Origin of the sequence: Leptospira kemamanensis (genome assembly GCF_004769665.1) — a bacterium.
Taxonomy (GTDB): Bacteria; Spirochaetota; Leptospiria; order Leptospirales; family Leptospiraceae; genus Leptospira_A; species Leptospira_A kemamanensis.
Genome location: NZ_RQGG01000013.1, coordinates 117,133 through 141,196, shown reverse-complemented (window position 1 = coordinate 141,196; position 24,064 = coordinate 117,133). Strand labels below are relative to the sequence as shown.

24 protein-coding genes are annotated in these 24,064 nt (G+C 39.8%); 16 read left to right on the top strand and 8 right to left on the bottom strand.

Annotated elements, in window-relative coordinates:
* Window positions 1-10: 10 nt before the first annotated feature.
* On the bottom strand, window positions 11-907 hold the full coding sequence (locus EHQ59_RS05310) for a CheR family methyltransferase (protein WP_167481387.1): 897 nt from the start codon (window positions 905-907) through the stop codon (window positions 11-13).
* A gap of 34 nt (window positions 908-941) precedes the next feature.
* On the opposite strand from EHQ59_RS05310, the gene EHQ59_RS05305 reads away from it, so the two are divergent.
* Window positions 942-1,688: a menaquinone biosynthetic enzyme MqnA/MqnD family protein gene (locus tag EHQ59_RS05305; protein WP_135618159.1), complete on the top strand. Its 747-nt coding sequence runs from the start codon at window positions 942-944 to the stop codon at window positions 1,686-1,688.
* A 1-nt stretch (window position 1,689) separates the two neighbouring features.
* Here the strand turns inward: EHQ59_RS05305 and EHQ59_RS05300 are convergent, their stop codons facing one another.
* The 4 genes from EHQ59_RS05300 to EHQ59_RS05285 form a co-directional block, all read right to left on the bottom strand.
* Entirely contained in the window at window positions 1,690-2,328 is a 639-nt protein-coding gene (locus tag EHQ59_RS05300) for an LIC11874 family lipoprotein (RefSeq protein ID WP_135618157.1), read from the bottom strand.
* A gap of 39 nt (window positions 2,329-2,367) precedes the next feature.
* Complete coding sequence (locus tag EHQ59_RS05295; RefSeq protein WP_135618155.1) at window positions 2,368-3,795, bottom strand: ammonium transporter; 1,428 nt, start codon at window positions 3,793-3,795, stop codon at window positions 2,368-2,370.
* 10 nt (window positions 3,796-3,805) lie between these two features.
* Window positions 3,806-5,626, bottom strand: coding sequence for a GAF domain-containing SpoIIE family protein phosphatase (locus EHQ59_RS05290; RefSeq protein ID WP_135618154.1), 1,821 nt, complete (start codon window positions 5,624-5,626; stop codon window positions 3,806-3,808).
* Window positions 5,627-5,800: 174 nt separating this feature from the next.
* Window positions 5,801-6,805, bottom strand: coding sequence for a hypothetical protein (locus EHQ59_RS05285; protein ID WP_135618152.1), 1,005 nt, complete (start codon window positions 6,803-6,805; stop codon window positions 5,801-5,803).
* Between the two features lie 47 nt (window positions 6,806-6,852).
* Between EHQ59_RS05285 and EHQ59_RS05280 the strand changes: the two genes are divergently transcribed.
* Window positions 6,853-7,281 carry a hypothetical protein gene (locus tag EHQ59_RS05280; protein ID WP_135618150.1) on the top strand — a complete coding sequence of 143 codons (429 nt, stop codon included), beginning with the start codon at window positions 6,853-6,855 and terminating at the stop codon, window positions 7,279-7,281.
* Between the two features lie 81 nt (window positions 7,282-7,362).
* Entirely contained in the window at window positions 7,363-8,811 is a 1,449-nt protein-coding gene (locus EHQ59_RS05275) for an AsmA family protein (RefSeq protein ID WP_135618148.1), read from the top strand.
* Between the two features lie 121 nt (window positions 8,812-8,932).
* Here EHQ59_RS05275 and typA read toward each other — a convergent pair whose 3' ends face one another.
* Window positions 8,933-10,741: a translational GTPase TypA gene (gene typA, locus EHQ59_RS05270; RefSeq protein ID WP_135618146.1), complete on the bottom strand. Its 1,809-nt coding sequence runs from the start codon at window positions 10,739-10,741 to the stop codon at window positions 8,933-8,935.
* A 118-nt stretch (window positions 10,742-10,859) separates the two neighbouring features.
* Between typA and rplU the strand changes: the two genes are divergently transcribed.
* The 10 genes from rplU (at window position 10,860) to rsfS (ending at window position 17,730) form a co-directional block, all read left to right on the top strand.
* Window positions 10,860-11,168 (top strand): 50S ribosomal protein L21, encoded by a 309-nt coding sequence (gene rplU, locus EHQ59_RS05265; protein ID WP_012388757.1) that lies wholly within the window; start codon window positions 10,860-10,862, stop codon window positions 11,166-11,168.
* Entirely contained in the window at window positions 11,169-11,498 is a 330-nt protein-coding gene (locus EHQ59_RS05260; RefSeq protein ID WP_135618144.1) for a ribosomal-processing cysteine protease Prp, read from the top strand.
* A 3-nt stretch (window positions 11,499-11,501) separates the two neighbouring features.
* Window positions 11,502-11,759: a 50S ribosomal protein L27 gene (gene rpmA / locus EHQ59_RS05255; protein ID WP_108959159.1), complete on the top strand. Its 258-nt coding sequence runs from the start codon at window positions 11,502-11,504 to the stop codon at window positions 11,757-11,759.
* A 76-nt stretch (window positions 11,760-11,835) separates the two neighbouring features.
* Complete coding sequence (obgE, locus tag EHQ59_RS05250; RefSeq protein ID WP_135618142.1) at window positions 11,836-12,861, top strand: GTPase ObgE; 1,026 nt, start codon at window positions 11,836-11,838, stop codon at window positions 12,859-12,861.
* Window positions 12,848-13,714: a glutamate 5-kinase gene (gene proB / locus EHQ59_RS05245; protein WP_135618140.1), complete on the top strand. Its 867-nt coding sequence runs from the start codon at window positions 12,848-12,850 to the stop codon at window positions 13,712-13,714. The genes obgE and proB overlap by 14 nt, the downstream gene beginning before the upstream one ends.
* Window positions 13,715-13,717: 3 nt before the next feature.
* Complete coding sequence (locus tag EHQ59_RS05240) at window positions 13,718-14,983, top strand: glutamate-5-semialdehyde dehydrogenase (RefSeq protein ID WP_135618138.1); 1,266 nt, start codon at window positions 13,718-13,720, stop codon at window positions 14,981-14,983.
* Window positions 14,952-15,593, top strand: coding sequence for a nicotinate (nicotinamide) nucleotide adenylyltransferase (gene nadD / locus EHQ59_RS05235; protein WP_341867135.1), 642 nt, complete (start codon window positions 14,952-14,954; stop codon window positions 15,591-15,593). Before EHQ59_RS05240 ends, nadD begins: the two co-directional genes overlap by 32 nt.
* A gap of 3 nt (window positions 15,594-15,596) precedes the next feature.
* A complete protein-coding gene (gene yqeK, locus EHQ59_RS05230; protein ID WP_244245397.1) occupies window positions 15,597-16,205 on the top strand; it encodes a bis(5'-nucleosyl)-tetraphosphatase (symmetrical) YqeK in 609 nt (202 codons plus the stop codon).
* Entirely contained in the window at window positions 16,206-17,363 is a 1,158-nt protein-coding gene (locus EHQ59_RS05225; RefSeq protein ID WP_135618135.1) for a LytR C-terminal domain-containing protein, read from the top strand.
* 1 nt (window position 17,364) lies between these two features.
* On the top strand, window positions 17,365-17,730 hold the full coding sequence (gene rsfS / locus EHQ59_RS05220) for a ribosome silencing factor (RefSeq protein ID WP_135618133.1): 366 nt from the start codon (window positions 17,365-17,367) through the stop codon (window positions 17,728-17,730).
* On the opposite strand, the gene EHQ59_RS05215 is transcribed toward rsfS, so the two are convergent.
* Window positions 17,717-19,786, bottom strand: coding sequence for a thioredoxin domain-containing protein (locus tag EHQ59_RS05215; RefSeq protein ID WP_135618131.1), 2,070 nt, complete (start codon window positions 19,784-19,786; stop codon window positions 17,717-17,719). The genes rsfS and EHQ59_RS05215 overlap by 14 nt on opposite strands.
* A 241-nt stretch (window positions 19,787-20,027) precedes the next feature.
* Here EHQ59_RS05215 and EHQ59_RS05210 point away from each other — a divergent pair, with 241 nt between their 5' ends.
* The 3 genes from EHQ59_RS05210 (at window position 20,028) to EHQ59_RS05200 (ending at window position 23,589) form a co-directional block, all read left to right on the top strand.
* On the top strand, window positions 20,028-21,587 hold the full coding sequence (locus EHQ59_RS05210; protein ID WP_135618473.1) for a TolC family protein: 1,560 nt from the start codon (window positions 20,028-20,030) through the stop codon (window positions 21,585-21,587).
* A complete protein-coding gene (locus EHQ59_RS05205; protein ID WP_425270125.1) occupies window positions 21,581-22,762 on the top strand; it encodes a M20 metallopeptidase family protein in 1,182 nt (393 codons plus the stop codon). The genes EHQ59_RS05210 and EHQ59_RS05205 overlap by 7 nt, the downstream gene beginning before the upstream one ends.
* 68 nt (window positions 22,763-22,830) lie before the next feature.
* On the top strand, window positions 22,831-23,589 hold the full coding sequence (locus tag EHQ59_RS05200; protein ID WP_135618127.1) for an enoyl-CoA hydratase/isomerase family protein: 759 nt from the start codon (window positions 22,831-22,833) through the stop codon (window positions 23,587-23,589).
* Here the strand turns inward: EHQ59_RS05200 and EHQ59_RS05195 are convergent.
* Entirely contained in the window at window positions 23,579-24,055 is a 477-nt protein-coding gene (locus EHQ59_RS05195; protein WP_135618125.1) for a MarR family winged helix-turn-helix transcriptional regulator, read from the bottom strand. The two genes, EHQ59_RS05200 and EHQ59_RS05195, sit on opposite strands and share 11 nt — an antisense overlap.
* Window positions 24,056-24,064: the final 9 nt, after the last annotated feature.

The window sequence follows — 24,064 nt, the reverse complement described above, 5'->3', positions numbered from 1 at the left end:
TCGTTTTTTTTTACGTTTTCTTTTGGTAAATGGTATGGCCTAAAAACTTGAACTGGTCAGAGATTCCAAACATGGTTTCCGAATGGCCAAGGATCAAAAACCCTTTCGGTTTCAAACTCACTTCAAAGTTTTGGAATAAGGTTTTTTGTGTAGGTTTGTCAAAGTAGATCACCACATTGCGGCAAAAAATCAAATCCAGTTTGTCCGTGATGGGAAACGGAAAATGCAATAAGTTGATTTGGCGGAAGTCAACCAGAGCCTTCAAATGAGGTTTTACTTCAAAGTAAACATGGTCTTTTTCTTTGAATTCGGTGAAGTGTTTTTTCTTGATCGCTTCGGAAACTGGTTCTAAACGGTCATCTCGATACACCCCTTTTTTTGCTGTCATTAATACTTGGGTGTCAATGTCAGATGCATAAATTTTACAATTCCAACCTGGTTTGTTTTGGAAATAATCATATACCGTAATGGCGATCGAATACGGTTCTTCTCCAGTGGAAGAAGCAGAACACCAAATGCGCAAACTCTTCGAGGCACCTGAATCTTGAGCTAATTTTTCCAACTGAGGGAAGTATTCATTTTTTAAAAATTCAAAGTGATGGTTTTCACGAAAGAAATCAGTTTTATTCGTTGTTATGCGATTGATAAGCTCCTGCATTTCTTGGGTCGAAAAATTTTGATCCATTTTGAGTTTTGCCACATAGTCCTCAAAACTCGGAATTCCCAAAGTACGTAATCTTGCATTGAGCCTAGACTGCACCATGATCTTTTTGTGTGGAGCGAGGAAAATTCCTGCTTGTTTGTACACTAAATTTTTGATGAATTCAAACTCGGCATCACCGATTGTGTTTAAAGATGTTCGAAAGTCCAATTTGCCCTCACGAAGATTCAACAGAGTTTTTTCCATCTGACAAGTTGTTTTTTCCCATGGAGGTTCAAACATGAAGATTGGCATCGTAAAACACCTAAATGCACGACCTCTCACCCTCTTTTTTGAACGCTCTCCCAACTATACTCCGGTGTATGAGAACCCCAGTGTCCTCATTGAACTCTTAAAAAAAGGGGAATTAGATTGTGCGTTAGTGTCTTCGATTGAATGTGAACGAAATTCGGACAAGTTGGATTATACCAAAATCGTAGGAGTTTGTGCCAGGGATGTGGTGCGTTCGGTCTTGTACTTTCAAAACGAAAGAGAATCGGGGATTCCCGATCAGGTGTTTACAGACAAAGGATCTAGGTCGAGTGTTTGCCTCCTCCAATGTTTGTTCCACTTGCAATATGGAAAAACGGTCGAAGTGATTCCCACCGACGCTTCTGAAATTTCAGAAATGATGAAAGAAAGCAAAGGTTCCCATTTATTATTTGGAGACCATGCTCTTTTGCAAACACCGATTCCAGGATACCAAGTATTGGATCTAGCGGAATGGTGGAATCGAATGACTGGATTGTATTTTTGTTTTGCCTTTTGGGCCTATCCCAAAGGAAAAACATGGGACAACCAAATATTTTTGACAGCGTTGGAATATGGACTAAAAGAACTACCTTCCATCATCGCCGAAGAAAAACGCCTGCCCATTGCAATCACTGATCGTTACCTCAAACAAGAGTTACACTACATTCCTGAAAAAAAGAATTTGGAAGGTTTTTCTCTTTTCATCCAAACGGCAAAGTCACTTGGACTTCTCTAAATTAAAAAAAACGGATTTTGTATTCCCAAGTTTTGGATTCTGGATTTTCTAAGGTTTCTTGTAAAGGAATTTGATACATTAAATTCCCAAGTCCGATAAACCCACGGTTCGAACTACATTCGGAATCTTTTGGAAACAGAACTTTGAATTGAATTTTCCCTTCCCGAAGCAAACGAGAAGTCTCTGCTATGATTTTTTTCTCTCCCGCACTGGAATCAAGAATGGCATTGTCTGTCAGATTGGGGAAGTCTCTTTTCACAGCAATGGAGCGTGGTTTTGTTTTGATCGTAAAGGTTCCTATGAGAACCCCTTCCAAATGAGTTGGGTCTTCAAAATCTAATTTATAAGACACCTTCCCTTTTCGTTTGAAATACATATCTGTTGTTTCGGATTTTTCCAATTCACGAAATGTAAAATCTCGAACTTGTAAATTGTTATTGGACTTCTTTTTAACAGAGGTTAGGATTTCTTCTTTTGACGTAGGCAAAAATTTCACTAGAGATTCGTTCGAATCTTTTTTTAGAGGGACAGTATATGCGATCTCGACCGTCCCAGAACTGATTTTCCGAAAGAGAATGGTCTCTTCGTATTCAAAACATCCATAACAAAAAACGAGTAAAAAACAAACAATGCGGAACACACCCTAGACTTCCCCATAGAGAAAATCTAGGGTCAAGGACTATTTCGAAACAGGATATGCTTCGTTTCCATGTTCGAGAATATCCAAACCTAACAGCTCTTCTTCTTCGGAAACACGTAGACCCACGGTTTTTTTGATCAGATAAAACATCAGCAAACTCACAGGAAAGGCCCAGAAAAAGGCAGTGGTAACACCAATCGCTTGCGCGGCAAATTGTGCAAATCCGGCTCCGTAAAAAAGACCCGTATCCAAACTGAAAAGCCCATACGCCAAAGTTCCCCAAGCTCCGCAAACCCCATGCACAGAAACTGCACCCACTGGATCATCAATCTTTCGGTTGTCCAAAAAGAGAACGGATACAATCACAAGAATCCCCGCTACAAGACCAATGATCACCGCTCCTAAGATACTCACATTATCACAAGGTGCGGTGATGGCCACAAGCCCTGCAAGACCACCATTGAGAGTCAGACCAATTTCTGGTTTTTTGAAAAGATACCAAGTGAGAGCCATCGCACTGAGAGCACCAGCACAAGCTGCCATATGGGTGACCACCGCAATCCTTGCAAAACTTCCTCCCTCAATGGAGGTCGTCGAACCTGGGTTAAACCCAAACCATCCAAACCAAAGGATAAAAACTCCCAAAGCTGCCATGGACATATTATGCCCTAAGATGGGATACACTCGACCATCCGATTGAAATTTGCCCATCCTTGGACCAACAACAATCGCACCAGCAAGACCTGCCCAAGCACCCACACTATGCACTACCGTAGATCCTGCAAAATCATGAAAACCAACGCCTTCTCCTCCCCCGAGTCCAAGCGATTCTAAAAATCCGGTGGAGATCCCAAGTAAACTGCCCCAGGCAAGAGAACCAAACACTGGGTAGATGAAAGCTGTGATGATCACAGAAAAGATCAAATAAGCAGAAAACTTGGTTCGTTCTGCCATCGCTCCCGAAACGATCGTTGCTGCCGTAGCGGCAAATACGATTTGGAAGATAAAAAACGTATAATTGGCAGGATCCATACTTCCATCCTCTGCGTTGATGAGAGACTCGGCGAACGTTGGCACGCCAATTCCAAATCCATCCAATACTTGAGGTCCAAACATGATCGAAAAACCAATGAGCCAATAGGCAATCGCACCAACGGTTAAGTCAGAGAAGTTTTTCATTAGGATATTCACTGCATTTTTCGCTCGAGTGAATCCAGCCTCCACGTAAGCAAACCCCGCTTGCATAAAGAATACTAAAAAGGCAGCAATACAAGTCCAAACCCAATTGGCTTCTTGTTTAGTGGTTTCTAATGCTAGTTTGGTTTCCGCAAGAGAGGATTTAATCTCTGCCAGGTCTTTTGCCAAATTTTCCAAACTTTCTTTTTCTGGCAGGGAGGTTGTTTCTGCAGCTAGATTCCCCACTAAAAGAAAAACGATCAAACTAAAGTAAACTCCGAAATGTTTCATATAACGTTCCTTAAATTGCCTTTTGGGTATGTGATTCTAGTCTCAAAAGTGAAGATTTTAATTCCAAACTTTGAGGTGTATTTTTTACGCCTTGTTGCAATACCTTAATCGCTTTTGGTTTTGCATTTTCTTTCAAATAACATTGAGCAAGTAGAATACTTGCTTTCGCAAAACTATGATCACTCGAAAGTGCCATCTTTAATGCTCGTTTTGCTTCCGAAATCATTCCTGCTTTATAATAAGCTCTTCCCATCGTAAAGTGGGAAGCAGCTGTATTATCCCCAGAGGTTCTCAAATACTCTTCTAAATACCGAATAGCTTCTTTGTATTTCCCGTCTCGGTAATACATTTTGCCAAGGAAAACCAGGATTTCTTTTAAAGAAGAATCAATGCTGAAGGCTTTGAGAGCTTGTGCATATGCCTCTTCCGTTTTCATTTTCGAATTGGATTGTTTTGCTAATTGGATGTAATGGGAAGCTTCTGGAATGGAATCACCACAATACAAAAAGAGAAAACTCAAATCGTCACCGTTTGGCACTTCTCCTTGGTAAGCACGAAAACGTTTGATAAAGGCATTCGAAAGTTTTTTTAAATCAACTTTTCCACGACCTTCGATAACGAGTTTTTCTCTTTCGTCATGTAACCAAGTTTGGATTCGTTCCACTCCCACTTCATCTTTTAAGTGGTTTCTTTGTTCACTAAACCCGTCAGAGATCAGTAGTAAAAAATCACCTGGTTCTAATTTTCCCTGTTTTTCCTCGTAATCAATTTTACGAACAGGTAAAATTCCAAGGGGAACACCTTTCGTATCATATTGAATAAAAGTATCATCGGAAGCTTTGTAGTGTAACATACGTTGGTGACCTGCATTCACATAACCAAAGGTATAATCACTAAAAATTCGAACCATAAAGGCTGTAAAATAAGTAGATTCAGGAAGTTGTTCTCTTAATTTTTCCCCAAGTTCTTCCATGATTTCGGTAAGGCCAAGACCTGCCATCACCGAACGGCGGAACTGGTGGTGAATGGCCATCGTCACAAGAGCCGCAGGAATTCCATGACCCGACACATCGATGTTAATCGCCGTGAGAGAGTGACCTTGTCTTACAATGTCCACTAAATCTCCGCTCACCTCCGCCATTGGTTCATAATGACTGGCAAAATAAATTCCATTCCAAGCACTTAAGTCTTGAGGAAGGATTTGACTTTGGACATTTCGTCCCATTTTCAAATCCCATTCTAATTGGTTTAAGATGGCAGCTTCGCGTGCTCTAGCGGTAACAAGACCTTCAATCAGACGAACACCATATAAAGCAAGAGCTAGTTGTGAGGTTAAGGCTTCTAGGATTTCTAAATCATCCAGGATATAGAAGTTTTCCCTTTCACTTTCTACTGCCAGAGTTCCCAAGATTTCTTCTTTTTGCATGATGGGAACACACATCACCGACTTGGTTTTTTCCCCCTCATCAAAGTAATGCGCTGACCTGGATAGGTCGTTTACAAGCATTGGTTCTCTGGATTCAAATACGGTACCTGAATACCCTTCCCCTGATTTTAAATTCCTTCTAGGAGGTTCTGTTTCTTTAACAAACTTTACTGGAACTAAAAACTCACCATCCCATAACCGGAGAGTGGTATTATCCGATTCGAAAATCTCCTGGCAAATCAGGATGACCTTGGAAAAGAGTTGGTCTTCTCTATCTAAATTGGCAAATTCTTTGGAGATATAAAGAAGGATTGCAATTTTATCTTTATCTGTTAATCCTCCCACAACTTTGTTCTGTCCGCGGAAGTTGACGAGCATTCGTTTGGAAACTTTGAAATCAACCATATTGGATACCTTTCTCAATGAGATGCAAGTATCGTACCGACGATGCATCTCGCCTAAAGAAGTAAGAATATCCTATATTTCTCTACAAACGGTATGAAATCCGAACAAATCGTATGGAGACTATTTATGGAAAACAACCAATTTGCGTAAATATTAAGCAAATGATGTTCCTAATTAGAACTGAACTTGCAATTGAGTTGCCATTCTTGTTTCAGCACCTTCTCGTTCGGGAACACTTAGGCCTGACCTTTGGAAAGAAAGCGCATAAAAATACCCTTCTCCAAACCAATCTGGAAATAAAGCACCAGCAATTCCGAGAGAGGCTGTATAAAATCCACGTAATTCCGTATCCATTCGAATTTCTCGACCAACGCCTGTTAGGAACTGAAAGGATTCCATTTTGCCAATCGCCAAACTGAAATTACCCGAATACATGGTGCGAATGGGATACGGAGTGTATTCATTCGATTGGTTAAAATTCACACTAGTCCTTTCATAAAATTTACGAGAGAATTCAGCCTGCAAAAAAATCCAATCATTGCATTGGTAACCAAATCCAACTAATGCCCGTTCGGGGAGTTTTTCCTTTAACCTTTCCGATCCTAAATATTCATCGAAGCGGTATTTTCCTGGTGATTCCAGAATGATCCCCAATCGAAAATTTTCATATTGGATAGCAGTGGATAGAGAGACATTCCAAGAGTAAGAACTATAACCTCCTAACCTTCCCGAAACACTTGGTCCAATTTGCAGAGCAAAACTAATATAGGGATTAAGTTTCCAATTGGCAAAGGTTTGAAATGCATAATTTGAATACCGTTCGTCCGTAGGAAACGATCGTAAGTAAACTGGTTTTCCACGAACCCCAAATCCAAAGGATTCTGAAAATGAATAATAACCAGCACCGGAAATATAGAGAGGTGAAAATTTTCCATTCGCATGACTTCCGTTTAGCGAAACATCCATCATATGTTTAGATTGGTAAGATAAAAATGCAGTATTCCCATACAAACTTGCCATGGGATTTTGGCTTACCACTCCTTGAGAAGATAGTCCAAGTAAATAAGCAGAGGGATACGCTACATCATATCCAGAAATCTGTGCAGAAATAGGACGAATGGGAAATAACCAAATCAAAAAAAGGGAAATCACCCAGAAATATTTTCGTTTGAAAATCATTTACTGCCATTCCCTCATAGATTTACTGGAAAGAAAAGGGATTTCTCATGACAAAACCAATGTACAAACAATTTCGTTCCCCTCAAGGTTGGTATTCCTTTCTTTTTCCTGTCAATTGGGAACATATGGTGGTAGAAGAAATTCCTGCTTTTTTCCATCCAGACGGGGGTGGTGCGTTACAAGTGTATGCCTTTGAATCCAAAGCAGAATATTTCGATATCGACAAAGAATTAGAAAACTACTTAAAAATTCATGAAATTGACTATGATCCAGAAAAGGTAGCAGTGTTTGAAAACAATGAGGGATCAGCGATTCGCGCTTGTGAATTTATGAGAGAAGATCGTGTGTGGATGGTGTACATGGTTGCCAATAAAGAAAGAATGATCCTTCTTACTTATAATTCAGATGAAGAAGTGGGAGACGAACTGTTCCAACAACTAACCAATATCATCAGTTCTGTCAGGTTTTTGAATTAATTTCTTTCCCTTTTTTACTTTACAGATTCCAAAATCACTATAGTCTCTAGTCCACCGTTTTAGTTGGAATTAGGAGTCACCATGAAAAAAATAGGTTATGGGATTGGAGCATTTTTTGCGGCAATTCTTCTAATCATTATCATCGCGTTTGTATTTGCAGGAAGTATCATCACTCCGAGCTTTCTTGTCAAACAAATAGAATCTTCCATAAATGTCCGAGCACATGTTGAAAAAGTAAATATCAACCTCTTTAATGTATTATCAGGAATTGAAATAGAAGGGATCATCCTTGCCCCTAGAGATGAAGTAGCCAATAAGGGAACTCCTCTTGAGGAAAGAAAATCAAAACCAAAAGGTGCCATCCAATTAGGAAAGGTAGATGTAAAAATTTCCTTTTTAGCACTGCTCACAAAAACAGTTAAAGTCAACAAACTCGTGTTAAAACAACCTGAAATTTCTCTTACGATGAATGAAGATGGTGGGAACAATTTGACTTCCCTTTTCAAAACTCCTAAAATCGTAGATGGAGAAAAAAATCCAGCTCTATCACCAGAGGCTCTCGCAGAAAAAAAAGCTGAGGCGGAAGCAGAAGCGAAGGAAAAAGCAAATGAACCTCCATCTGGTCCTTTTTCCATCAAAGATGTTCCCATCGCCATCAAAATGGGACTTGTGGGAATCCAAGAAGGAAACATCCAAGTCAATATGCGGAAAACAGGCCAACAAATCCTCGTGCAAAAATTGGATTTGGAAATCACAGACATTGATATCGATGGAAGTGATTTAGCTTCGCATAACAGTTTAGATGTGAACTTTGATGCCGATGTGACAATCATTGGTAAAAACAAAAAGGAAGCAGCCAAGTTTTTACTTGAAACAGGTGGTAAGGTGACTCCTTTTGTGGAAAAAACAGGATTAGTGAATCCAAAGGTCATCTATGAAGTGACGATGAAAGAAGACTCGTTCCTTTCTGGATTTGCTGCGTTTGATGCCATTGCCGGAGAACTTCCTGCGATGAACCAAGCAGGGCTCAAACTGGACAAACTAAAAGAAAAAGCTGAACTGAAAAAAGACGTGAGTTTTAAGGTAGAGTATAGCAACGGCAAGGTGACGTTCCTTGACGAACCAACCTTTCCAACAAAAAATTACGACCTCCAAATTACAAAAGGATCCTTCATTGTCACGACTACCAATTACCATGAAATGAAAATGGGAATGTTGTATGATGAAGATGAATCCAAAAAATCACTCGCTTCGGTAGATGAAAAAATCAAACAAGCAACCAAAGGCCAAGGAGATCCAAAAGCTCTTCGAAATAAAATTGTTGGGAATTTGGTAAAGGACGAACGTTTGTTTATTCCCTTTAGAACTTATGGAGATATCCGTAATCCTAATGTAGAACTGGGAGTGGGACTTGGTACTTTAACAGACCTAATTGGTGGAGCCGTGAAAGAAGTGATCAAAGGAAAAGCGGGAGATGCATTGAAAAAAATTCCTGGTGCAGGCGACGCTCTCAAAGGTTTGGGTTTTTAAGGAGAAACCCTTTCTTTGCCAATCATGATTGGTACAAAAAAAAGGGACAAATCTCTTAGTCCCTTTTTTGTTTTAGCGCATTCCTAAAAAAGAAAGTTTGGATTCTTTTAAAAATCGAACCTTATCTTCCACCACTGGATCGTTTTCTCATGCTTGCATCCAAAACTTTTTTACGAAGACGCAAACTTTGAGGAGTCACTTCCAGAAGCTCATCATCATCTAAAAATTCGATGGATTGTTCCAAAGTGAGTTTTTTCGGTGGAACTAGACGAATTGCTTCATCCGATCCAGAAGCCCGAACGTTTGTGAGTTTCTTCTCACGCACAGGGTTCACTTCTAAATCAGTATCTCTACTATTCATCCCAAGGATCATACCTGGATACACCGCTACTTGTGGTTCAATGAAAAGGTCCCCACGTTCTTGCACTTTCCAGAGTGCATAGGCAGTGGATTCTCCGGAGTCCATAGAAATGAGAGCTCCGTTTTTACGGCCTGGAATTTCACCCTTGTATTTATCAAAACGTAAGAAGCGGCTAGACATTACCCCTTCACCACGAGTTTCCGAAATAAAATGTCCTCTAAAACCAATGAGTCCTCTAGTTGGAATTGTGTATTCCACACGAGTGATCCCAGAAGTATGAGCATCCATTCCTGTTAACTCACCCTTACGGCGGTTTAGTTCTTGGATCACAGCGCCCGTGTATTGGTCTGGAAGGTCCATTACGAGTGTTTCGTAAGGTTCAATCTTTTCCCCAGCTTCGTTGTGTTTGATGATGACTTCTGGTCTTGATACTTGGAGTTCATAACCTTCCCGTCTCATGTTTTCGATGAGGATGGATAAGTGAAGTTCCCCACGACCTAAAATTTTGAAACGATCTTTGTCTTCTGTTTCTTCCAAACGAAGTGCCACGTTGGTTTCAAGTTCTCGGTCAAGACGCTCTCTTAGGTTACGTGTGGTCACAAACTTACCTTCTTTTCCAGCAAACGGTGAGTTGTTGACCATAAAGAACATCGATACAGTTGGTTCTTCCACTTGGATCGCAGGAAGTGGAAGTGGATTTCCTAAATCACAAACCGTGTCTCCGATGAATACATCCGGAATCCCGGCCATCGCAACGATGTCCCCTGAGCCCGCTTCGTCGATTTCGTAACGAGTGAGTCCTTCGTAACCATATAACTTTGTGATTTTATAATTGGCTGTGGTTCCGTTTGTTTTGGCGAGTGTAACATCGGCACCTTTTTTCATGGTTCCTTGGTAGATTTTACCAATCGCAATACGACCAACATATTCATTATAATCTAGTGCTGTGACTTGGAATTGAAGAGCTTTGTCGCTTTCGTTCTTCACTGCTGGCACATGTGCCAAAACCTTATCGAGTAGTGGTTCAATGTTAGAGCCAGGAACTTCAGAAAGTTGATTTACCGCCCAACCTTGTTTTGCCGAAGCATAGATGATTGGAAAGTCTAACTGCTCTTCGGTGGCCCCGAGGTCACTAAACAAGTCAAATACTTTGTCTACCGAGTAACCTGGTCTTGCTCCTTCACGATCCACTTTGTTGACAACCACAATTGGTTTGTGTCCAAGTTGGAGAGATTTCCCTAGAACAAAACGGGTTTGCGGCATTGGTCCGTCGAATGCATCTACGAGTAAAAGTGTACAGTCTGTCATGGACAGAACTCGTTCCACTTCTCCTCCAAAGTCAGCGTGACCTGGAGTGTCTACGATATTAATGCGAGTGCCTTTGTATTTTACCGAAGTGTTCTTGGCAAGGATCGTAATCCCTTTTTCCTGTTCCAAAGTGTTGGAATCCATGATTCTTTCTCGGTCTTCTTTTGCGGTTACGGCGCCCGTATGGCGAAGGATACAATCTGTGAGTGTCGTCTTACCGTGGTCGACGTGTGCGATGATGGCGATGTTGCGAATTTCCATTGTTTTTACCAGAAATTCCAATCCACTTAGGCTGTAAATGGGGATTTCAGTTTGACAAGAGGTGCCTGTCAGAAATCCTGGTAAGAACTACATTCGAGAAAGAGATTAGGATAGTTATATGTTCGCCATCATTGAACTTGGAGCCAAACAATTTAAAGTGTCTCCTGACCAGGTATTCGTCGCAGAAAAAACAGGAAACACGGTTGGAAGCACAGTAGAAACGAAAGTCCTACTCCTTTCCGATAACAACAAAGTGAACATTGGTTCCCCTGCATTGTCGGGAGCAAAAGTCACTTTAAAGGTATTAGAAGACTGCAAGGGTGAAAAAATCCACGGTTTCAAATACAAAAAAAGAAAGAACTACAAGAAGTCTTGGGGTCACAGACAACAACTCCAAAAACTGCAAGTAGTTTCGATCAGCGGTTAATTGATTTATAGTACAATTTTTAAAGATTTAGGAGGGAAAATCGCAGGAATCCAGCTGGAAGGACATTCTCCAACGAACCTAGGTTCGAAAGGCGAAAATCTTTTGTGTGCCGGAGTCTCCACTCTCGTGCAGAGTGCTCACTCGTATTTGGCATCACAAGGCAGTTTGGAAAGAGAAGAGAAAAGAGACGGGTATCTTCAGTTTTTTGTCAAACAAAACCAAAAAGAGGTCTACCAAAGCCTACTTGCCATGGTTGAGTTTGGTTTAAAAAGTTTAGAACATTCCCACTCTCATGCGATTTCCGTCCACAACGAACTAATTAAGAGGTAAACAATGGCTACAAAAAAAGGTGGTGGTTCCACAAAGAACGGTCGTGATTCGGTATCGAAAAGACTTGGAGTAAAAGTATATGGTGGCCAACAAGCAATTGCTGGAAACATTATCGTACGCCAAAGAGGAACTGAATACAAACCTGGTAAAAACGTAGGGATTGGTCGTGATCATACTCTATATGCACTCGTTGACGGGATTGTGACTTTCGAACACGTAACAAAAGAAAGACAACAAATCTCCGTTTACCCGAAAGCTTAATTCCTCTCACAAAACGAGAGGACAAAACCCGTTTTAGGACATCCTTAAACGGGTTTTTTTTTGACCAAAGGAAATTATGAGCGGATTTATCGACGAAGTACCCATTCAAATTCGAGCCGGACACGGAGGGGCAGGTTCTGTCCACTTCCACAAAGAGAAGTTTGTCGAATTTGGTGGTCCTGATGGAGGTGACGGAGGCAAAGGGGGAGATGTGATCTTTGTTGCCGAAGGTCGAATGATGACATTGGAAAATTACCTACCCGACCGAATGTATGCGGCACAAGACGGGGAACCAGGCCTTGGCCAAAACCGAAATGGTAAAAATGGAGAAGATTTACTTCTAAAAGTTCCAGTGGGAACTCAGATCATTGATGCGGTCACGATGGAGCTTATCTACGACTTCAATCACGATGGGGAAACATTTACCATTGCGAAGGGAGGGCGTGGAGGCAAAGGCAATACTTTTTTTAAAACTTCAGTCCAACAAGCACCTCGTTACAGCCAACCCGGAGAAGAAGGAGATAGTTTCTCATTACGATTAGAATTAAAACTTCTCGCAGACATTGGGATTGTAGGACTTCCGAATGCTGGTAAGTCGACTCTTCTTGCCAAAATCACCCATGCACATCCCAAAATTGCAGGATATGCCTTCACTACTCTATCCCCTAACCTAGGTGTGGTACATAGACATGAAGATTTATTTCGTTATACGGTAGCAGACATTCCAGGAATCATTGAAGGGGCTTCCAAAGGTGTAGGCCTTGGGATCAGTTTTCTCAAACACATTGAACGGGTCCAAGGGATCTTGTTCTTATTTGATGGCGGTAATTTACAACTCGAAGAAGAATTGGAAATGTTACGTAGTGAACTTGGCAATTATAACGAATCTTTATTAGATAAAAAATATCTGATAGTCATCAACAAAATGGATATTTGGGATAACGATCCAAGTTTTACAGAAGAAATTCAAAAAAACTATTCTTCCCTTGGTGAAATCATTTGTATCTCTGCTGATAAAGAATCCAATTTGGAATACCTACTGGAACGAATTGATAAAGTATTTTTTCCCGAAAAAGCAAAGTTAGTTTATGAAAACACGTAAGGATTTTTTAGATTCACTCGACAAAGCAAAACTCATCGTCATTAAAATTGGCAGTGCTCGTGTTTCTGGGGAAGAATCAAAAATTAATGATTTTTTATATGATTTAGTTGGTGATATCAGAACCCTTCGCGACCAAGGAAAAGAAATTATTCTCGTATCTTCTGGTGCCATCGCCCAAGGGAAAAAACTTCTCGTAGACAAAAGTGGAACAGCTGAATTGCCTAACGGGAAAACGACCCTTGCCGAAAAACAAGCGTTTGCCGCCATGGGCCAAAACAAACTTCTCAATTTGTATGAGAGTTTTTTTAGCCGAGTGAACATTCCCATTGCCCAAATTTTGTTTGGTCGCAAAGACTTAAATGAAGATAGCAGTTTCACGAACCTCAAACAAACCTTTCGCCAACTTTTGAATTGGGGAATTTTACCCATCGTCAATGAAAACGATTCTGTTTCGACAGAAGAACTAAATTTAGGTGATAATGATATTTTATCCGCCATTGTTGCTTCGATTGTGGGCGCTGACCTACTTCTTATCCTCACAGGTGTAGATGGATTCCTTAATGGTCAGGAAAAAATAGATTTATTTACGGAAATCTCGAAGGAGACGGAGTCTTTGGCGACAGGTCCTTCTGGCCCAGGGACAGGTGGTATGTTCACAAAAATCAATGCCGCCAAACTTCTATTACCATTTGGAATCAAAACAGGGATTGTGAATGGAGAAAAAAAACATGCCATTGCACAATTTTTTTCCAGAGAAAACTTTGGAACTCTTGTGGCAAATAGTAGTTTTCCACATCGGATTCCTACTGCATCTGAAATCCAAACTCACTTTTTTTCTTTCCCTACGGAGTAAATGATGGCTGAAGACTACACTACTTACGCAAAAAACATTGCTTCAAAAGCAAAAGAGGCAAGTCGTACTTTAAAGCGACTGACCACCAATCAAAAAAATGCGGTTTTACTTCAGTTTGAAACACTGCTATTAGAAAATGAATCTGAGATCATAACAAAAAACCAAATTGATTTAAAAAATGGGAAAGAGAAAGGATTAAGTTCCTCCATGATGGATCGCCTCCTCCTCGATTCCAAACGAATCAAAGGGATGGCAAAAAGTATCGAGGAAATTCGGAATTTACCAGACCCTGTTGGAGAAGTGGTAAGAGGGACCATCCTTCCCAATGGGCTCGAACTTCTCACAAAACGAGTGCCCATTGGTGTGGTCATGACCATCTTTGAATCAAGGCCCAATGTGATTGTAGACATTGCTTCGCTTTCGTTTAAGTCGGGTAATGCTTGTATCTTACGTGGAGGCAGTGAAGCGTATCATTCCAATACCATTCTTTCTTCCCTTTTCCACCAAGCGATTGAAGAATCAAAATTACCTGGTGTAAACAAAGAAGTAGTGAGTTTTGTAGACAATACCAATCGAGAAGCCATGCTTCCCTTTTTCCAATTGGATGATTTGATTGATGTGATAGTGCCAAGAGGTGGAGAAGCCCTGATTCGATTTGTTTCAGAAAATAGCAAAATTCCTGTCATCAAACACGATAAAGGTGTTACAAACTTATATCTTTCGAATCATGCCAATCCAGAAATTGTTCTTCCTATTTTACTGAACTCCAAAACCCAACGTCCTGGTGTTTGTAATGCCTTAGAGAATTTATTCATCCATAAAGCTTACCCAAACATAAAATCTTTGCTTGGCGAACTGAAAACAAATGGAGTACAAATCCTAGGAGATTCTTCCATTCAGAGTATGGATTCATCGATCCCACTGGCAACAGAAGACGATTTTGCTACAGAGTTTTTAGACACAAGGCTTAGTATCAAACTCGTAGGTTCCGTTGAAGAAGCCATGGAACAGATCCAAAACTATAGCTCGGGCCACACGGAATGTATTTTATCAGAAGATGTATCGGAGATTCAAACCTTCCAACAAGGACTGGATAGTGCTGCCATTTTTGTGAATTGTTCCACAAGGTTCCATGATGGTGGAGAATATGGTCTTGGAGCTGAGGTAGGAATTTCAACGGGGAAATTACACGTGCGTGGTCCAATGGGGCTTATCCACCTAACAACGACCACAACCTATGTCACAGGAAAAGGACAAGTCAGAGGGTAAAATGGATGTGATTTTGTTTGGTGGGAGTTTTAATCCCCCTCACATAGGCCACAGGCATGTAATCACAACGATACAAACTGAATTCCCTCAGGCAAAACTTTACGTTTGCCCAAATTTTGTTTCTCCTTTTAAACAAAAGGAAAGAAAATTTACTAAAGAAGAAATTTGGAATTTATGTTTAACTGAATTTGAAGGTTTACTTTCTCCCAAGGTCATCCTTTGGGATGAAGAAATCAAACAAAATCAGATCAGTTATACGATTGAAACCTTACACACGTTACAGACAAAAGAACCAAACCAGTCTCTATCTCTTGTGATCGGGGAAGACAATTTGATGAGTTTTCAGGAATGGAAGTCCTATGAAGAAATTCTAACTCTGATCCGTTCTCTCCTTGTGGTTCGGCGTTTTACCAAACCTCCCGAAACCATCCCTTGTCCCAGTTTTATCCCCAAAACAAAACTCATTGTTCTAAACAATGCCCTCGTCCCCATGAGTAGCACTCATATCAGAAACCATACACCAGAAGAATGGGAAACTTTTTCCCTTTTGCCGAATACAAGGTCACTTTTGTTATCGTATCGGGAAAAAGAATCAGGAATGAAATCTTAAATCGTGAAACAAAAAATGAATGAAAAAACAATAGAAGAATGGATCTCATTTTTTGAAGTGGAAGTCCCAAACCATGTAACGGAAAGCAGGTGGAAACATATCCAAAGGGTAGCAAAATTGGCGGAGTCACTTGCTATTGCACACAAATATCCCGAACCTAAAAAAGCTTATTTGGTTGGACTTTGCCACGACACCACCAAACAAAAAAAAGCGGAAGTCCACGAAAGTTTATTCTCCGAATTTGGTTTGGAAATGGAAGGAATTCCTTTCCAAGCCTATCATGCCTACTCTGCTCCTTTGTTTTTACAAAAAGAATATGGACTTGTGGACCCGGAGATCCGCTCTGCCATCCAAAATCATACCTTAGGAAGTCCCAAACCTTCTCTTTTAGACCAAATCGTATATGCGGCAGATTTTTTAGGATCCGACTATTGCCAAAAGCAAATTGAGTTAGAAAATTGGATTCAGAACACAAAGGAAAATTTATCTTTTGGGATTTTTATGAAAGCATTCCAAACCATATCCTTTCTTATGGAAAAAAAAGAAGTAATCCATCCCCATACATTTTTTACTTACAACCATGCACTACAATCCTTAAAGGAAACCAAATAAATGTTACGTGAATCCTCCCCAAAACAAACAATCCCTGCAAAAACTCTTTTCATCGCAGCGGGTTCCTTTTTTTTATTCGCTCTGCTCTTTTTAGTATTTAAATCGAAAACGGGATTTTCATTGGATCAGAAATTTTCACAAAGCAAACGAATGCCGATTCTATTTTCAGTTTTAGGAGATAAGGAAGAATATTTATTTTCGATGTATGCGGAATTTTATCCCAATGAAAAAAAAGCCGCCCTATTTTTTGTGAATCCTAAAACAAGTTTTGATGATGGCGAAAAATCTCTGAAGGAAAAAGGAAATTCGGCTCCCTCTTACGTGAAATCCGTATTAGAAGATACTTTGGATTCCAATATCCCTTTTAAGATTGTGTGGACCAAAGAACAGTTCCAAAATTGGATCAATTTGCTAGGTGGTTTACATTTATTTTTTGAACCCAAATCCTTACATGTCACAGAGAACTATTCCCGAAACAAAGAATCATATCTCTTAGATGGACCTGATTGTTTTGATTGGATGAGTTCTTTAGCAGATGATTCTATTTTATCCTATTTTCGTAGATTAGAAATTCAAGAAACGGTGATGTTGACTCTATTGGAAACCATCCACGAAAAAAGAGAACAAATGGGAAAACAAAAAGTGGCTTATCTCCACAGCCAAATGTCCACCAATATGTCTCAAAAAGAATGGGAGACCTTCTTTGATTTTTTGAAGAAAGAAAAACTCCAGTTTGGTGTTTCCGAAGTTCCAGGCGAGCCAGTCGCCCGCATCAAATCCAAAGACCAAGTGTTAAAGGCAAATGAAGAAACCATCAAGGTTGCTTTTTATAAGTTTTCAAGTGATTTGCGATCCCCATCGTTTGCGGAAGGAGAAAGGGCAAGGATCGAAGTCCTGAACGGAACCCCCAAAAATGGACTTGCCAAATACGGAAAAGTATTACTCAATGATAAGGGTCTGAAAGTCCTCACCGTTGACAATGCTTGGGATTCTAATTTTAAATCCACAGTGATTCTAAATCGTTCCGGAAATACTCATTATACAGATATGATCTCGGATACATTCCAAGGCAGGAAGGTATTTTTTTCCTTACGGAAAGATTTAGGCCTCGATGCCACTGTGATCGTCGGGGAAGACTTTCAAAATTCTAAGGATTAAAATGCCAAATATTAGCGCGGAAACATTAGAACATTTAAAAAAGATCAAACAAACATTAGTTGAGAAAAAATGTGAAAACATTCAATTTCTGGATCTAAAAGATGTTCATTCCTATTTATCATTATTTGTAATTGCGACTGTCAAAACGGAAACACAAGGAAGGTCATGTGCCAAAGACATTGATAAGTACATGAAACCATTAAAACTAGCAGTCAAACGTCAAAACTTTGCAGATTTACCGAAGGATGCAACAGGTTGGATCCTTCTCGACTACGGTGAAATTTGTGTCCATATCATGACAGATGAAATGCGTACGTATTATTCCTTAGACCGACTTTGGGGTGACGCGAGTCCTATTTCCGTATGAGAAGAAGTGTATCTTGCCAGTTTTCAGTTGGCAGTTCACACTTAAAATTTTGACACACAAAGTAACGGATTCCATTTCCTGCATCTCTTCCTTTAAAGATTGCCAATTCTTCCTCCAAAGACTTGGCAACTGATTCTTCCACCACTAACCATACAAGACAGGGATCTAAGATTCCCATTAAATTTTGTCTGATCTCTTTTACTTCTTCTTCTGATTTGTTCCGGTAAATCACGATCACTTCTTTGGATGGAGTTTGGAATTTCTGAAAGGCAGAAATCATCGAAGGATAACTCAATGAATTTTGAGTGAGTTCCGGTAAAAAGTAAGCAAAGATCGAATTGGCTTTTTTCTCTAAATTTGATTTGGAGTATCCAAGTGAGTGTAAGGTATAAAACACATGGAGCATGGTGGAATTACCTGAAGGTTCCACACCGTCATAACCTTCTATGGTTCTCACAATCAAATCTGAATTTTCGGCTAAAGATTCATAATACGGTCCCATCTCGGAAACAAAACGTAATTGGATGGTTTCGAAAAGTCGGCTCATCGTTTGGTAAAATTCTTTTTCACCAGTCAGTTGGAACAATCGAATAGAGATCCAAATCCATTCCGCATAATCGGGTAACGTTCCATAAAACTTAGCCTCTCCTTCTCTGTATCTTCGTAGGACAGTTCCATCTTCCAGTAACAAATGTTTGGAGAGAAATTGGTAAATTCTTTTGGTTTGGGAAAGATAAGATTCGTTCCCAGTGGCTTCATAACTGGATAACAAAGCACGCATCCACAATGCATTCCAAGAGGTTAAAACTTTATCATCCCTAAGAGGGCGAATTCGTTTGTTTCTCACTTGCAATAAAATTTCTTTTGTCTGCTTTAATTTTTCTTTAAATTCAGGATTGAAATGGATGCCATCCAAATAAGGATTTTTACCCTTCCAATAGACATGTAAGATGTTTTGGTGTTCAAAATTTCCTTCTTCCGTTACATTCCAATACCCTAAAATCTCAGGATCCGTCACATAGGAAACGATCTCCTTCTCTGTCCAAAGATAAAACTTTCCTTCTTCCCCTTCCGAGTCGGCATCTTCAGCACTGGCAATGCCACCTTCTTCCAAACACATATCTCGTTCGATGTAGGTGATGATTTCATCGAGTGCTTCTAGAAAAAAATGTTCGCCTGTGATTTGGAAAAGTTTGGCAAGAGTTTCTACAAAAAGAGCGTTATCATACAACATTTTTTCAAAATGAGGTACAAGCCATTCATGGTCTGTCGCATAACGGCAAATTCCTCCACCAATTTGGTCATATATGCCACCAGATTTCATCGCATACGCCGTATTCCATGCCATCTCTAAAGCACGATTGTCTTTTTGAATTTGGTAATACTCTAATAAAAAAGAAAGTGCCATGCTGGGAGGGAATTTATTGACCGAATTGGTTTTGAATCCGAAAAATTCTTTATCATACAATTGGATGTAACGTTGGAAGTTGTTTGTAATGATCTCTTTTCCAGGGACTATAATGGAACTGGAGTTCCGTTCGTTCTCATTTAAATACGTTGTCAAATCCGCTGCGGCTTGGATGAGTTCCTCTCTTTGGTTTCTCCAAGCTTCTGACACCAGGCGTAACACCTCTTTAAAACTACGTTTTCCATATCGATTTTCTGGTGGAAAATAAGTTCCACCGAGAATGGGTTCTTTGTCTGGAGTGAGGAACATATTGAGAGGCCAACCCCCTTGGGTTCCCATCGCATGTAAGGCATCCATATAAATTTTATCTATGTCAGGGCGTTCTTCTCTGTCTAACTTGATGCATACGAAGTCACGGTTTAGTTGTTCTGCGGTCGATTGGTCCTCAAAGGACTCCCGTTCCATCACATGACACCAGTGACAGGTGGAATAACCAATAGACAAAAGGATGATTTTATCTTCCTTTTTTGCTTTTTCAAAAGCTTCGTTTCCCCATGGAAACCAATCTACAGGATTGTGTGCATGTTGTAACAGATAAGGACTTTTTTCATGAACCAAACGATTCGGTTTTTTAGACAAATTTGCCACAATGTTCTCCGAGAAAATAGGCTTTCCCAACCAAGCTTTTTACATTTTCGGTTGATTGACAAGATTCATTTTTTCATCTTGTTCCTGTAAGGGGTTTTAAAGGTTTCCATTGAAAGCATATCCGTTTTTTGCCCCATATTTATTCACAAATTCTCGAAAGTTGACCAGCTGGTTAATATCTTTGAGCCTTATTTCTTTCCCCATTTTAGCAGAATCAGATTTTGACGATGATGTAAAAAGGATGCAACTTTCCCAGTGGGAAAACGGTGATGTTTTACCGGAAAAACTCCAAGGTCCGGGTCCGAAAAAACTAAGACTTTCCATTGCCCAAGCAATCGAACAAGTCATTGAAAATAATACCATTGTCCAAAATGCCAAATTGGAAATCGTAAAAGCAGATAGTCCTGAGTGGAAAAACGAGTCCAAATATTCCTGGAAGGCACTCGCAAGTATTCAATCTGCCAAACAATTATTTCCAAATAACAGAAACAACATCTTTGCGGGAACGATCCGGTCTCAAGATCGAATTGCCGCAGGTGTCGAAAAACAATTCAAAACTGGAACTTATTTCAAAACAGAAATCAGCACAGTTCGTTATGATGTGAATGCGTTTGAAAATCCTGACCCAGCTACCGCTGGATTTGCAAGTTTGCTTGCTGCCCCACCTATGTATACAGGTGCATTGTCTGTGACTCTTTCTCAGGAACTTCTCAAATATGGATTTGGTAGAACAGAAGAAGACAAAGCAAAATTATTAAAAAACCAAACATTACTTGTTCGGGAGAATTATATCAATATCCTCACACAACTTGTTGTGAAGATCTTAGTGGATTATTGGTCACTGAGTATCGTAGATTCTAGAATTGCCACATTTGAAAAGGTTTCTAAAAACACGGAAGAAATCCGAAGGCTCACTTTACGAAAAACTGGACTTGGTCTTTCAGAAGGATTTGAAGTAAACCAATGGAACCAAGCATATTTAAAAACCCAATCTTTATTAGAAAAAGCAAAAGTGGATCGTATTGAAGCAGAACGTAATTTAATTCGAATTTTAAATGTAGATACAGCTTCCTCCATTGAAGGTGTCACAGATTTAAGTGAAACCTTACCAACAGGCATCAATTTAAAAGCTGACAAAGAATATGCGTTAAACCATCGAGCGGATTATTTAATCTTAAAACGAGAAAGAGAAATCGCAAAACTAGCGCTAAAGACGGCACTTGCCGAAGATGATCCTTCTCTACTTGCTACAGTTTCTTATAGTTCCATAGGTCAAAATTTTCTTTCTCCACAAGAAAATTTTATCGCAAGACAACGTGGAGTGACTTCTTTTCTTTACCCACAAATCAATGCAGAGTTAAAAATGTCCTATCCTTTATGGGATTTGGGAATCAAAGCAGGCATTCGAGACGCAGAAACCAATTTAAAAGTAAACGAACTTAAAATCCAAAACTTAGAACAGGAAATAGAACAAGAAATTGACATCCGTTATGAGGCACTTCTTGCAAGTCATGCTCTCTTAAAAGATCTTTTGAAAACCAAACGTGAAACTGAGATTTTTTATAACGGTCTTATGGAACGATTTAGACAAGGTCGATATACAGCAGTGAATGTCAAAAATGCTTTGGATAGTTTGGCCAATACGGAACTGGCAGTCACACAAGCTAAAATCAATTTTAATATTAATTTAGTTCGTTATGAGTTGGCGAAAAATTCTCTTTTTGAAAAATATGGATTAGATCTTTATTCCATCTTGGAAGAAGTCGAAAAACGCGCCAAACTCGAAACAGATAAATTATGAAATCCTTCCCCACACATCGCAAAGAAGAAATGGTTCGTTACAGACGAACCTTTCATCAAAATCCAGAACTCAAATACGAAGAAAGGGAAACTGCTTTGTTTGCCAAAAGACATTTGGAAACACTGGGTTTCCAAGTGGAAGATGGAATTGCAGAGACTGGGCTTGTGGCGCTTTACGACTCAGGGAAACCTGGAAAAACGATATTAGTCCGCGCGGATATGGATGCACTTCCCATCCATGAAGAAAATTCCCATGTGTATAAAAGCCGTAATGAAGGCAAAATGCATGCCTGTGGTCATGATGGACATACGAGCATCTTACTTGCGTTATCTTCTGATTTAAAAAAGGATGTATCCAATTTTGTTCCAAAAGGCAGAGTATTACTCTGTTTTCAACCAGCGGAAGAAGGTGGTTCTGGTGCAGATCGAATGATCGCATCTGGAATTTTGGATCGTTACCAAGTGGATGCAGTGTTCGCTTTACATGTTTGGAACCATATCGATTTAGGAAAAGTGGGAGTTGTGAACGGAACCATGATGGCATCCGTTGACGAATTCAAAATCACGGTACAAGGAACTTCTGGCCATGGCGCCATGCCACAACATACGGTTGATCCCATCCTTGTAGGCAGTCATCTAGTGACCGCCTTACAAACCTTAGTTTCAAGAAATGTAGATCCATTAGAACCTTGTGTAGTCACAGTGGGCTCGTTTCATTCTGGAAATGCTTTTAATGTCATCCCAGAGACTGCTGTTTTACATGGCACGGTTCGCACCTATTCCAAATCAGTGTACGAAATGATTCCACTCCGAATGAAACAATTAGTGGAACAAATTGGACTCGGATTTGGAGCCAAAATCCATTTGGAATACAAACGAATTGATAAACCAACCATCAATGACCAAGCGATGGCAGACGTAGTTCGAAAAGCCGCAAAAACGGTTTTAGGCGACGATTGCCTGACAGAAGAAAATACAAGGACCATGGGTGGTGAAGATTTTTCCGCATTCTTAATGGAACGGCCTGGTTGTTATTTCTTTATTGGTTCTAGAAATGAGGAAAAAGGATTCATCCACCCTCACCATAGTTCGTTTTTTGATTTTGACGAAGATGCCCTACCTATCGGACTTTCCGTCATGAAAGAAGTCATCCACACCTACCTATCCGAAAATTAAATCAATTTTTTCTTGTCACGAAAACCTACAGTTTTATTAGTTAGATATCTAACCAATCCGAGGGATTTATGATTAGTTTCGAACTAAATGATGGTGTTGGGGTCATCAACCTATCTATCAATGACAAAAACAGTTTTTCCAATGAATCTTTTTTGGCCTTAAAAAAGGCGATTCAATCAGCAAAGGAATCCAATGCCAAAGTTGTGGTTTTAAGGAGCTCCTCAAATGGTTCTTTTTCCCTAGGCCTTGATTTGACAACCGTCAGTTCGATGGATATGGCAAAAGATTTAGCTGCTTTTTTGGAATTATTTTACCTGAATTTAACAGAGCTTTACCAACTTCCAATACCCACCATAGCAGAAATTTCAGGCCATGCCTTGGGATATGGAGCCATGTTGGCTCTCGTATGTGACTACCGTTATGCGACTTCAGATATTCGTTTTGGACTCCCAGAAGTGAAAATTGGAATCCAAGTTCCATCCTTTGTTTATGCACTCATGGGGGAAGCTGTAGGATACGACGTCGCCAAAAGACATGTCTTACTTGGTGATGCGTTTAAAGCAAAAGAGATGCCAAATCTTTTTGAAGAGATTGTTGAATCGGAAGAAGATCTAAAGAAAAAATCAAAATCCTTACAAACAAAGTTAAAGAAAAATTCTAACTCAGCGATGAAGGATACCAAAAAAGGAATTTTAAAAGTTCATGAACCCTTACTTGCACTTGTGAAAGAAGACATCAAAAACACAATCACGAGTATCCAATCTCCAGATGCAAAAGAAGGAATTTCAGCTTCTGTAGAAGTGAGACGGCCCGTTTTCACGTCTTAGATTGAGGTTCCTCATCTTTTTCTTTTCTGATGTGTTTATAAATTTTATCGAGGATAGGATATAAAATATCCTCGTTTTCTTTTGAGATTCCCCAGGTTTGTAAAGAAAGAAGTTTCGCCGAAATCGTAACTATCTTTTTACGAATCTTTTTCCCTTCTTTGGAAAGTAAAATCGCCCACTCTCTTCCATCGCTAGGAGATGGATTTCGATCAACGAGTCCCTCCTTCACCAATCGATTTACAAGTACCGTACAAGTTGGTTTTGTTTTTTCAATGGTTTTGGCAATTTGAGTCATATTGATGGGATTGGATGTACGGATTAAAAACGTTAAAATTTCGAAATGAGATGTGGTGAGACCTGGGTATCCCAATTTTTCCATTTCGATCCGTACGATGTCAGCAATTTCGGAACTGATCCGATCAAAATAACGCACGGAACGAAACCGGCTGGGAAGTTCTCTTGCCATGTTGTAAAT

What these genes read in the sequence shown, in the direction of transcription:
- EHQ59_RS05195 (WP_135618125.1), bottom strand. Translation starts at nt 24,055, where the DNA reads ATGGCAAGAGAACTTCCCAGCCGGTTTCGTTCCGTGCGTTATTTTGAT.
- EHQ59_RS05290 (WP_135618154.1), bottom strand. Translation starts at nt 5,626, where the DNA reads ATGGTTGATTTCAAAGTTTCCAAACGAATGCTCGTCAACTTCCGCGGA.
- EHQ59_RS05285 (WP_135618152.1), bottom strand. Translation starts at nt 6,805, where the DNA reads ATGATTTTCAAACGAAAATATTTCTGGGTGATTTCCCTTTTTTTGATT.
- proB (WP_135618140.1), top strand. Translation starts at nt 12,848, where the DNA reads ATGAAAACACGTAAGGATTTTTTAGATTCACTCGACAAAGCAAAACTC.
- EHQ59_RS05295 (WP_135618155.1), bottom strand. Translation starts at nt 3,795, where the DNA reads ATGAAACATTTCGGAGTTTACTTTAGTTTGATCGTTTTTCTTTTAGTG.
- EHQ59_RS05200 (WP_135618127.1), top strand. Translation starts at nt 22,831, where the DNA reads ATGATTAGTTTCGAACTAAATGATGGTGTTGGGGTCATCAACCTATCT.
- rsfS (WP_135618133.1), top strand. Translation starts at nt 17,365, where the DNA reads ATGCCAAATATTAGCGCGGAAACATTAGAACATTTAAAAAAGATCAAA.
- EHQ59_RS05210 (WP_135618473.1), top strand. Translation starts at nt 20,028, where the DNA reads ATGCAACTTTCCCAGTGGGAAAACGGTGATGTTTTACCGGAAAAACTC.
- typA (WP_135618146.1), bottom strand. Translation starts at nt 10,741, where the DNA reads ATGGAAATTCGCAACATCGCCATCATCGCACACGTCGACCACGGTAAG.
- EHQ59_RS05275 (WP_135618148.1), top strand. Translation starts at nt 7,363, where the DNA reads ATGAAAAAAATAGGTTATGGGATTGGAGCATTTTTTGCGGCAATTCTT.
- rpmA (WP_108959159.1), top strand. Translation starts at nt 11,502, where the DNA reads ATGGCTACAAAAAAAGGTGGTGGTTCCACAAAGAACGGTCGTGATTCG.
- rplU (WP_012388757.1), top strand. Translation starts at nt 10,860, where the DNA reads ATGTTCGCCATCATTGAACTTGGAGCCAAACAATTTAAAGTGTCTCCT.
- EHQ59_RS05280 (WP_135618150.1), top strand. Translation starts at nt 6,853, where the DNA reads ATGACAAAACCAATGTACAAACAATTTCGTTCCCCTCAAGGTTGGTAT.
- nadD (WP_341867135.1), top strand. Translation starts at nt 14,952, where the DNA reads ATGTCACAGGAAAAGGACAAGTCAGAGGGTAAAATGGATGTGATTTTG.
- EHQ59_RS05225 (WP_135618135.1), top strand. Translation starts at nt 16,206, where the DNA reads ATGTTACGTGAATCCTCCCCAAAACAAACAATCCCTGCAAAAACTCTT.
- EHQ59_RS05240 (WP_135618138.1), top strand. Translation starts at nt 13,718, where the DNA reads ATGGCTGAAGACTACACTACTTACGCAAAAAACATTGCTTCAAAAGCA.
- EHQ59_RS05310 (WP_167481387.1), bottom strand. Translation starts at nt 907, where the DNA reads ATGGAAAAAACTCTGTTGAATCTTCGTGAGGGCAAATTGGACTTTCGA.
- EHQ59_RS05305 (WP_135618159.1), top strand. Translation starts at nt 942, where the DNA reads ATGAAGATTGGCATCGTAAAACACCTAAATGCACGACCTCTCACCCTC.
- obgE (WP_135618142.1), top strand. Translation starts at nt 11,836, where the DNA reads ATGAGCGGATTTATCGACGAAGTACCCATTCAAATTCGAGCCGGACAC.